Consider the following 9,305-nt stretch of genomic DNA (forward strand, 5'->3'; position numbering starts at 1 on the left):
CGGAGTTGGCCTCCGGCGGATTGTCTTATTCGGCAGTCACGCTTGCTCTACGCCTTCATCGCGCCCTTCACGGCTTCGGCCGTAATCGGCAGCGCCCGGATGCGGGCGCCGCTGGCGTTGAAGATCGCGTTGCCGATGGCGGGGGCGACCACCGTGACGGCGGGCTCGCCGACGCCGGTGGCCTTTTCGCCGTTGGCGATCACGGCGACCGCGACCTCCGGCATCTGGCTCATGCGCAAGGGCGTGTAGCTGTCGAAATTGGTCTGCTCGATGCCACCGTCCTTGAGCGTTGCCTTCTCGTACATCGCCAGCGACAGGCCCCACAGCGCCGCACCCTCGACCTGGGCGCGGATGTTGTCGGGATGCACCTGGGTGCCGACGTCGGTTGCGACGGTGAGCTTCTTCACCGTCACCTCGCCCGACGGCGCCACCGCGACGTGGGCGACGCACGCCGTCCAGCTCGCGGTCGCGCGCTCCTGCGACGACACGCAGGCGACGCCCATGCCCTCGCCTTTCGGCAATTGCCTGGTGCCGTAGCCGGACAGCCCCATCGCGGCGAGCAGCGTGTTGCGCAGCCGCTGCGCGCCGCCGTCGTTCTTGCCCTTGCCGTCGAGCAGCGCGATGCGGAACTGCGCCGGATCCTGGTTGGTCGCAGCCGCGATCTCGTCGATCATGCTTTCGACCGCCCAGAAGGTCCAACCCGGCGCCACCGAGCGGAGCTGACCTGACGGAGTGGCGTTGTGCGCGAGCTCGTTCTTGATCGCGCGCACATAGTGGTTGGGCACGGTGTAGAAGAAGTCGGCGCCGTTCACCGTGAAGGAATCGAGTGGACCCTTCTTGTCGACCGAGGGCGTGAGGAAATCGGGGATCCCCCAGCGCGCCGTGGGCCAGGCCGACACGACGTCGTGGCTGAGCGCGACGAGCTTGCCGTCACCATCCACGCCGGCCTTGACCTTTTGGTAGGTGAGCGGACGCGAGAAATCCATCGTCATGTCGTTCTCGCGCGTATAGATCACCTTCACCGGCTTGCCGACCGCCTTCGCCGCCTGCACGGCGGGGATCATCATGTCGGCGTCGAGCCTGCGGCCGAAGCCGCCGCCAAGCCACATCTGGTGCATGACCACGAACTTCGGATCGATCCCGGCAGCGCCCGCCGCGATCGCACCTGAACGCGTCGCGAACTGGTTGCCGGAATAGATGTGCAGGATGTCGCCCTTGAACTCCGCGGTGGCGTTCATCGGCTCCATCGGCGCGTGGATGTTGATACTGGTGGTGTACTCCGCCTCCACCACCTTCGCCGCCGAGCCAAATGCAGCTGCAGGATCGCCGTCCTTGACGAAGAACTGGCCGGAATCCTCCAGCTTCTGAAGCCGCTTGGCCTCATCGAGCAGCGACTGGCTCGACACCTTCGCATTCGGACCGGCGTCATAGGCGATCTTCAGCGCCTGCGCTGCCTTCTTGGCGTTGGCGTAGGTGCTGGCCACCGCGACCACCCAGCCCGACGTCGTCTGGGTCTTGTCGTCGAGGGTGACGGCCTTGATGAAGCCCGGCACCTTTTTCGCAGCCGAATCGTCGACCGATTTCACTGTGGCGCCGAAGCGCACCGGCGGCGTCACCACTGCGCCATAGGCCATGCCCGGCAGCATCACGTCGATGCCGTATTTGGCCGTGCCGTTGGTCTTGGAGGGAATGTCGAGCTGCGGCACCGATACGCCGATCATGGTGTATTGATCGGGCGTCTTCAGCTTGATCGCCTTCAGCTCGTCCGGCGTGAAGGTCTTCGTCGCCTTGCCGCTCTTGACGACGTCGGCGAACGACATCTGCTTCTTCGACTTCGCGTGCACGATCATGGAATCGCGCACTGCGAGTTCCGAGGCCGGCACGCCCATCGCGGCGGCAGCGCCCTCGGTCAGCGCCATGCGTCCGGCCGCACCCGCCCGGCTCATCGCGTCGAAGTTCATCATGGTCGACCAGCTGCCGCCGGTGATCTGGGCGCCCAGCACGGGATCGTTGAACTTCGGATCGTTGGAGGCGAGATTGACCCGCATGTCGCTCCACTTCGCACCGAGCTCCTCGGCCACGATCTGTGCCATGGTGGAGGCGATGTGCTGGCCCATGTCGGCCTTGCCGCACGTGACGGTGACGAGGCCGTCGGGCGCGATCGCATACCAGACGCTCGGCTCGAAACTGGCGGGCGCAGCGGCGAGCGCTTCACCGATGCCGGGCACGCCGGCATAGCCGAGCACGAGGCCGGTTGCGGCGGTGCCGACCAGGAAGGAGCGGCGGTTGAGGTCGGTCGCCTCTAGGGTGACGTTTTTCACGTGCTTGTTCATGTGGGCCTCCGCTCGTTGCCGGAAGCGGATGCGGTGCGCATCTCGGTGGCGGCGCGCATGATTGCCTTCTGGATCCGCGAATAGGTCATGCAACGGCAGAGATTGCCGTCCATATGCGCCACGACCTCGTCCTTGGTCGGATTGGGATTCTTGGCGAGCAGCGATGCCGCCTGCATGATCTGCCCGGACTGGCAGTAGCCGCATTGCGGCACCTGCTCGGCGATCCATGCCTTCTGCAGGGGATGATCGCCCTTCGGGGCGAGGCCTTCGATGGTTGTGATCTTCTTGCCGGCGACATCGCCGACCAGGGTCTGGCACGAGCGCACGGCTTCGCCGTTGACGTGCACGGTGCAGGCACCGCACAGCCCGGCACCGCAGCCGAACTTGGTGCCGGTCATCTGCAATTGTTCGCGGATAGCCCAAAGGAGCGGCGTGTCGTTTGCCGCATCCACGGACAGACTCCGCCCGTTGATGGTGAGCGTTGGCATAGGCGTCTTCCCCTGCCGGTGCATGAAGCCGCTTACGGCGGCAACTTGTGTTGGCGGACACCCACCGGGCCGGCGCCCGCCTTAATCGCAAGAATGATCGGGTTCAGCCGTTGAGGCAAATGCAATCTGGAATCGATCGAAACTATCTCGGCAGCTCGGTGTTGTGCGCTGCGACAAGTGCACCAACGCAGCGACTCAACGCAACGGACTTCACGCCCGTCCTGCGCGCCCTCGTGACCGTGACAGTTTCCTCCGAGTAACCACGCGGGCTAGGATGAGCCAGGAACCAGAACAATAAGGGCGGACGGATGCCAAGGATCGATCGGGACGGCGTCGGGATCCATTACGAAGTCCATGGCAACGGGCCGCCATTGCTGCTCACTCACGGCTATTCCTCGACCTCGGCGATGTGGCATGGGCAGGTCGATGCGCTGGCCAGAGACCACACGCTGATCTTGTGGGACATGCGCGGCCACGGCCAGTCCGACTATCCCGACGACCCCAAGGCCTACAGCGAAGCGCTGACGGTGGACGACATGGCGGCAATCCTCGATACGGTCGGCGCGGAGCGCGCCATCATCGGCGGCCTCTCGCTCGGCGGCTACATGTCGCTCGCCTTCTATCGCGCGTATCCGCAAGCGGCCCGCGCGCTGCTGATCATCGACACCGGCCCCGGCTTCAAGAAGGACGACGCGCGCGAGGCCTGGAACGCGCGGGCGCTGGGAACCGCCGACAGGCTGGATCGCGAAGGTCTCGACATGCTGAAATCAGCGACGCGCGAACGCGCCTCCGCGAGTCATCGCAACGCCAGCGGATTGGCGCTCGCCGCGCGCGGCATGCTGACCCAGCGCGACGCCCGCGTGATCGAGCTGTTGCCCGACATCAAGGTGCCCAGTCTGATCGTGGTCGGCGCCGACGACACGCCGTTCCTCGCCGCGTCCGATTACATGGCCGCGAAAATCCCCGGCGCGCAAAAGGTCGTAATCCCCGCGGCCGGACACGCCGTCAACATCGATCAGCCCAAGGCTTTTGTTGACGCGGTGCTGCCTTTCCTGAAGAACTTGCCGGGATAGAAGGTCGGACGGGAACACAGGCAATGAAGCGGGTGATGTTGGCTGCGGGCACGGTGTGGCTGGCGATGTCTGCGTCCGCGCAGGCCGAGTCCTTCGGCACGATGCCGCCGCGCCGGCCCTTCGTCGAGACCTTGTCGAACAACACGCCGCTCGCCTTCGGCATGGATGCCGAGCAGGCCGCACGCGTGCTCGGGCAGAAGCTGCAATATGTGAAGGGCCGTCCCGGCAACGAGATCTACCTCGCTTTGCGCAACATCGGTGGCAGCGGCCTGATTCCCTATCGCCACCGTCTGTTCCTGCAATTCCGTCATGGACGCCTGGCGGGATGGAAGGAGGACTACGGCGAGAACTGGATGTGGGAGTGAGGCGGCTCTTCATGTCGCAGAGCAAGCATCTCCACGCTGTTTTGGTTGAAGTTGCCACATCGTCATGGCCGGGCTTGTCCCGGCCATCCACGAGCTTTCAAGCGGCACCAAGAACGTGGATGCCCGGGACAAGCCCGGGCATGACGATGTTGCTGAGCGCGCAGAATTCTCGATCGACGATCAACCAAGAAGGACACCCGCGTGGGACAAGACATCAAGCTGACGGCCTCCGACAATTTCCAGCTCGGCGCCTATCGCGCTGACCCCTCAGGCAGTCCCAGGGGCGCCGTGGTGGTGATCCAGGAAATTTTTGGCGTCAACCACCACATCCGCTCGGTCTGCGACCGTCTGGCCGGGGAAGGCTATGTCGCGATCGCGCCATCGATCTTCGACCGCACCTCGCCGAACTTCCAGTCGGGCTATACCCCCGACGAGATCGCCGAAGCGCGCAAGTTCGTCGCCAGTCCCGACTGGGAGGCGATGCTGCGCGACACGCAGGCTGCGATCGATGCGGTGAAGAGCGTCGGCCCGGTCGGCATCATCGGCTTTTGCCTCGGCGGCAGCGTCGCCTTTGTCGCGGCGACGCGATTGACCGGCCTGAAGGCCGCGATCGGCTATTACGGCGGCGCCGTCGTGCGCTTCGCCGACGAGACGCCGAAGGTGCCGACGCAGTTGCATTTCGGCGAGAAGGATTCCGGCATTCCCCTGACCGATGTCGAGACCGTCAAGGCGAAGCGGCCGGACGTCGAGGTCTTCATCTATCCCGGCGCCCAGCACGGCTTCCATTGCGACGAGCGACCGAGCTACGACAAGGCGAGCGCCGACATCGCCTGGCCCCGCAGCATGGAATTCTTCGCGAAGCATTTGAAGTAGGGCGCGCGACTCTCTCCGTCATTCCGGGATGCGCCGATAGGCGCAGGCCCGGAATCCATCGGGCGTCAGAGATGGAGGAGAAATGGATTCCGGGTTCGCGCTTCGCGCGCCCCGGAATGACTGGAGGAGAGAGTTGGGCTGAAGCCAGCCTAGAACCAGCGCTCGCCGACGAACACGGTGTCGCCCGGGCTCAGGGGCGTGCCGAGCGGCACCACGGCGCGCATGGAGCCGCCGGCTCCGGTGTGGGTGACGGTGACCACGTCGCGCTTGGCGCGGGGCGAGAAGCCACCGGCGATGGCGACGGCGCTTTCGACCGTCATGTTCGGCACATAGGGATATTGGCCGGGCGCGGTGACTTCACCGAGAATGAAGAACGGCCGATAGGACTCGACCTCGACGGCGACCGAGGGTTCACGGATGTAGCCGTTGCGCAGCCGCGCGGCGATTTCACCGGCGAGTCCCGCCGGAGTGCGGCCACGTGCCGGCACTCCGCCGATCAGCGGCATCGTGATCGAACCACCGGCGTCGATGGCGTAGCTGTTGGTGAGGCCTTCCTGGCCGTAGACCACGACGCGCAGCTTGTCGCCGGCGTCAAGATGGTAGGAGGCATCATGGCGCACCGGAGCCCCCATCGGCGCGGCATAGCCGACCGGCATGGGCGCGGGCGAGGCAAAGGAATTGGTCAGCGCACTGATCGCACCGCCGCCGTTGTTGGCAACGACGACCGGCTGCGGCGCGCCGTAGGGCTGACCGTAGACCATGGTGTCGAGATCGGCGCGCGGCTGCACCATCGCGACGGGGCCAGCGGTCTGCATGCAGCCGCCAAGGGTCAGCGCGGCGGACGCTGCCAGGAACGCTGCCGAGATCGACCATCGAAACGCGCGTGCAACCGGCACCGGACCTATCCCTCGGAACGAGACAGCCTCAGTGATGCACCGGTTATGGTTAATAAAGCGTTGAGGGGGCGTAGGGCGAAGAGGCCGACGCGAGATCAGCCGCACGCTCCGTCATGCCCGGGCTTGTCCCGGGCATCCACGGTCTTCTCTCGCGACACCAAGAACGTTGATGGCCGGGACAAGCCCGGCCATGACGAGAGACTAGCTTACGCGCTCACGCCCGCGCCGATCGGACAGGACACGCCAGTGCCGCCGAGCCCGCAATAGCCGGCGGGATTCTTCGCCAGATATTGCTGGTGGTAATCCTCGGCGAAATAGAACTCACCGGCGGGCGCGATCTCGGTGGTAATGGCGCCGAGGCCCTTGGCGGCAAGCGCCTTCTGGTAGAGCGCCCTGGATTCGTCGGCCGCCTTCTTCTGCGCATCGGAATGCGTGTAGATCGCGCTTCGGTATTGCGTGCCGACGTCGTTGCCCTGGCGCATGCCCTGCGTCGGGTTGTGGCTCTCCCAGAACGTCTTGAGCAATCTCTCGTAGGAGATCTTCTTCGGATCGAACACGACCAGCACCACTTCGGTGTGGCCGGTGCGCCCCGAGCAGGTCTCTTCATAGGTCGGGTTCGGCGTGTGGCCGCCGGCATAGCCAACGGCGGTCGTGTAGATGCCATCGCCGAGTTCCCAGAACTTGCGCTCGGCGCCCCAGAAGCAGCCGAGCCCGAACACGGCCTGCTCGAGGCCGGCGGGATAAGGCGGCTGCAACTTGCTGCCGTTGACGAAATGGGTGGTCGCGGTCGGAATGGCTTGTGCACGGCCGGGCAGCGCCTCAGTTGCGCTCGGCAATGCGGTGGTCTTGCGCATGAACAGCATGATTGGGCCTCCGCAACGAGCTGTCCGTCGCTTGAGCCAATTCAATGAGGGCTCAGGCGGCGTGCTCGCGATCAAGTGGGAATATAGGTCTTTACGCGCGAAGGGGCAGCCCTGTTACGTCGCCGCCAGCGCGAAAGCTCAGTCGCGGAAATTGAAAGATCCGTCCCGGCGGGAATTGAAGATCAATCCCGGGAATAGCCGATCAGCGGCTTGCGCGGGCGGAACAGGATCATCAGGAGGATGCCCAGAATGCCGAGGACGGCGAAGACCGGCTGATCCAGCACCAGGCGGATCACCGAGGTCCAGAGCCAGGGCGCCTTGGCCTCGATCCAGGTGCGGAACGCCGTCTGGCTGGCCTGATTGATGTCGTTCCAGAACTGGCCGAACCGGGTGAACCGCAGGGTCTGGTCGGCCACCCAGCGGGCGCCGTCATAGACCATGAAGATGAAACCGCCGGCGAGCAGCAGCAGCCCAATCAGTCGGAAAAAGCCGCGGATCATGCCTCACCCCATATGGTCGTCCGATCGGACGACCCGTCAAACCCCGCCAGCCAATAACCGGGAGACGGCAGAAATTCAACCTGTTCAGGGCGTTACGGCACGCCTCTCGGCGCTCAAGGCCCGTTTCCAGGCCGGGAAAGCGTTGACGGTGCCGCAGACCCTCTCTATAAGGGCGCCAACTGGCGGTGGGCGCAATCCTGCCGCCGCTGTTCTTTGAGCAGTTGCAGGCGCCTTGAGCTTTAATAGCTCTTTGGAGCCTCAGAGACGGCCCGCAAGGCTGTCGCTCATGTTCCGGGAACAGCCCAGCAATCGAACACCCTAAATCCGAGCGTCGATCAAGCGGTCAAGCAGCCGGCGCTACCCGAACAAGACGCGACCGGTACCGCAAAGGATATAGAGACCATGGCCAATACCACCTCCGCCAAGAAAGCGACGCGCAAGATCGCCCGCCGCACTGCCGTCAACAAGTCCCGCCGCACCCAGATGCGCGGCGTCGTGCGCACTGTCGAAGAAGCCATCAAGACCGGCGATCGCGCCGCCGCGGCGCAGGCGCTGGCGAATGCCGAGCCCGCCCTGATGCGCGCCGCGCAGCGCAACATCATTCACAAGAACAACGCCAGCCGCAAAGTCTCGCGCCTCACCGCGCAGATCGCCAAGCTCGCGAAGTAACGTCGCGCCGTCCGGTCGGGTCATCCGATCGGTTGAGCCCATCGAGCGTCAATCAGCCCGGCTTCACGCCGGGCTTTTTGTTGTCTGCCATATTCGCGCAAACAGTCGCGCGACGTCCATTCTTCGGTCGGAAGATCTGCATCGTCCGCACTATGATGCGTTCCGTAATTTTACCTGCAGATGTTTTGCAACAGCGGAAACTCTCACTGCGCTGCGAAAAACCCTTGCGAGGCGGGGCTAACTCGCATTTGCGCGCGCACCGAGTTCTGCACACCGTAATTTTCCCGGAACATGTTTCGCGTCGGGTTACCCTGTGAAACGAGACTCAAAAAACGATGGCTCGCTAACAACTTATCGACATAGCACCGACAAGCATTTGGAAAATTCGCCCGCGCGTCGCGCGCGCGACGCTTTTGTGAAAAATTTTTGGCGGCGACGGAGAATTGTCACATGCCGCGCCGCGCTTTCGAATCTGTGCACGGATTCAAACTCTTGCTCGCCAGCCTGTGCACAACTCCCGCGCGGCGTTAACGCTGGTCAAGTTTTTAGATCGATCAAACGTGAATCAATTCCGTTGCGAGTCTTTCCGCATAGTGTATTCCTTAGGTCGTCCGCAGCGCCCACGATCTTGAGACCAGCGCGGTTTTAGAAACGGGGCGAGCGTGCAAATCGGCGGCGGTGTGCACGTAGGCGACGCTTCAACAAGCGATTGTCGGTTCAAAACCCACAGCAATGTGGGAATGGTAGCTCTTTGTCTGAATGTCTCCAAGCGGGATTTCTCGATCTCGCTCGCGCCAGGCGCAAATGAGAGATGTCACGAAGCTACCCCGACACGACTGATGCGTAGCCGGGCGGACGAACAGTACAGACGGGCAGGGCATAAGCGACTTTGGTCGTGGTTGCCTTCAGGACACGCAGGACCTTGCCGTGAGCAATCACGGCAGGACGGGGAGGTATCATGTCTTACGGACTCAACGCGGTATTGAAACAAGTCTCATATTCCAACGATGCCGTTCTAATTCCGTCGGACACCCAGCCTCCCGCGTGTGACGGAGCGCCGAGTACGCGCTGACCTCGCGACCCCTCCATCTCTGACATCGCTGATCGGACGCGGCGTTTTCGCCGAACGGTCGAGCCATGCCTGACAATGGACTCGCTTAGAGGTCGCGCCATTTCAGGGATCCCGGCAGGGATCCTGCATGGCGCTCACAACGCAACTTTATCTCTCAATAGAAGTTTCAAACG

Annotated in this window: 9 protein-coding genes; 4 read left to right on the forward strand and 5 right to left on the reverse strand. The window is 63.7% G+C overall.

Features of this window, described 5'->3' with window-relative positions:
- Positions 1-47: 47 nt before the first annotated feature.
- A complete protein-coding gene (locus FNV92_RS34530; protein WP_143842726.1) occupies positions 48-2,333 on the reverse strand; it encodes a xanthine dehydrogenase family protein molybdopterin-binding subunit in 2,286 nt (761 codons plus the stop codon).
- Entirely contained in the window at positions 2,330-2,821 is a 492-nt protein-coding gene (locus FNV92_RS34535) for a (2Fe-2S)-binding protein (RefSeq protein ID WP_143842725.1), read from the reverse strand. The genes FNV92_RS34530 and FNV92_RS34535 overlap by 4 nt, the downstream gene beginning before the upstream one ends.
- A gap of 308 nt (positions 2,822-3,129) precedes the next feature.
- On the opposite strand from FNV92_RS34535, the gene FNV92_RS34540 reads away from it, so the two are divergent.
- The 3 genes from FNV92_RS34540 to FNV92_RS34550 all read left to right on the forward strand — a co-directional run bounded on the left by FNV92_RS34540 (position 3,130) and on the right by FNV92_RS34550 (position 5,132).
- Positions 3,130-3,894, forward strand: a complete 765-nt coding sequence (locus FNV92_RS34540; RefSeq protein ID WP_143842724.1) for an alpha/beta fold hydrolase — start codon at positions 3,130-3,132, stop codon at positions 3,892-3,894.
- A gap of 23 nt (positions 3,895-3,917) precedes the next feature.
- Positions 3,918-4,259: a hypothetical protein gene (locus tag FNV92_RS34545; protein WP_143842723.1), complete on the forward strand. Its 342-nt coding sequence runs from the start codon at positions 3,918-3,920 to the stop codon at positions 4,257-4,259.
- Positions 4,260-4,460: 201 nt separating this feature from the next.
- The gene (locus FNV92_RS34550; RefSeq protein WP_143842722.1) at positions 4,461-5,132 is read left to right on the forward strand and encodes a dienelactone hydrolase family protein; all 672 of its coding nucleotides are present in this window, start codon (positions 4,461-4,463) and stop codon (positions 5,130-5,132) included.
- A 149-nt stretch (positions 5,133-5,281) separates the two neighbouring features.
- On the opposite strand, the gene FNV92_RS34555 is transcribed toward FNV92_RS34550, so the two are convergent.
- From FNV92_RS34555 to FNV92_RS34565, 3 genes are all read right to left on the reverse strand, one after another.
- Positions 5,282-6,028, reverse strand: a complete 747-nt coding sequence (locus FNV92_RS34555; RefSeq protein WP_143842721.1) for a polysaccharide biosynthesis/export family protein — start codon at positions 6,026-6,028, stop codon at positions 5,282-5,284.
- A gap of 206 nt (positions 6,029-6,234) precedes the next feature.
- Positions 6,235-6,891: a peptide-methionine (S)-S-oxide reductase MsrA gene (gene msrA / locus FNV92_RS34560; RefSeq protein WP_015689378.1), complete on the reverse strand. Its 657-nt coding sequence runs from the start codon at positions 6,889-6,891 to the stop codon at positions 6,235-6,237.
- Positions 6,892-7,073: 182 nt separating this feature from the next.
- Positions 7,074-7,391: a hypothetical protein gene (locus FNV92_RS34565; protein ID WP_015689379.1), complete on the reverse strand. Its 318-nt coding sequence runs from the start codon at positions 7,389-7,391 to the stop codon at positions 7,074-7,076.
- A gap of 402 nt (positions 7,392-7,793) precedes the next feature.
- Between FNV92_RS34565 and rpsT the strand changes: the two genes are divergently transcribed.
- Positions 7,794-8,060: a 30S ribosomal protein S20 gene (gene rpsT, locus FNV92_RS34570; protein WP_015689380.1), complete on the forward strand. Its 267-nt coding sequence runs from the start codon at positions 7,794-7,796 to the stop codon at positions 8,058-8,060.
- Positions 8,061-9,305 lie beyond the last annotated feature (1,245 nt).

It is taken from the genome of Bradyrhizobium cosmicum, assembly GCF_007290395.2.
In the GTDB taxonomy this organism is placed as follows: Bacteria; Pseudomonadota; Alphaproteobacteria; order Rhizobiales; family Xanthobacteraceae; genus Bradyrhizobium; species Bradyrhizobium cosmicum.

Coding starts and splice junctions, on each gene's coding strand:
- FNV92_RS34540 (WP_143842724.1), top strand. CDS start 3,130: ATGCCAAGGATCGATCGGGACGGCGTCGGGATCCATTACGAAGTCCAT.
- rpsT (WP_015689380.1), top strand. CDS start 7,794: ATGGCCAATACCACCTCCGCCAAGAAAGCGACGCGCAAGATCGCCCGC.
- FNV92_RS34565 (WP_015689379.1), bottom strand. CDS start 7,391: ATGATCCGCGGCTTTTTCCGACTGATTGGGCTGCTGCTGCTCGCCGGC.
- FNV92_RS34535 (WP_143842725.1), bottom strand. CDS start 2,821: ATGCCAACGCTCACCATCAACGGGCGGAGTCTGTCCGTGGATGCGGCA.
- FNV92_RS34545 (WP_143842723.1), top strand. CDS start 3,918: ATGAAGCGGGTGATGTTGGCTGCGGGCACGGTGTGGCTGGCGATGTCT.
- msrA (WP_015689378.1), bottom strand. CDS start 6,891: ATGCTGTTCATGCGCAAGACCACCGCATTGCCGAGCGCAACTGAGGCG.
- FNV92_RS34530 (WP_143842726.1), bottom strand. CDS start 2,333: ATGAACAAGCACGTGAAAAACGTCACCCTAGAGGCGACCGACCTCAAC.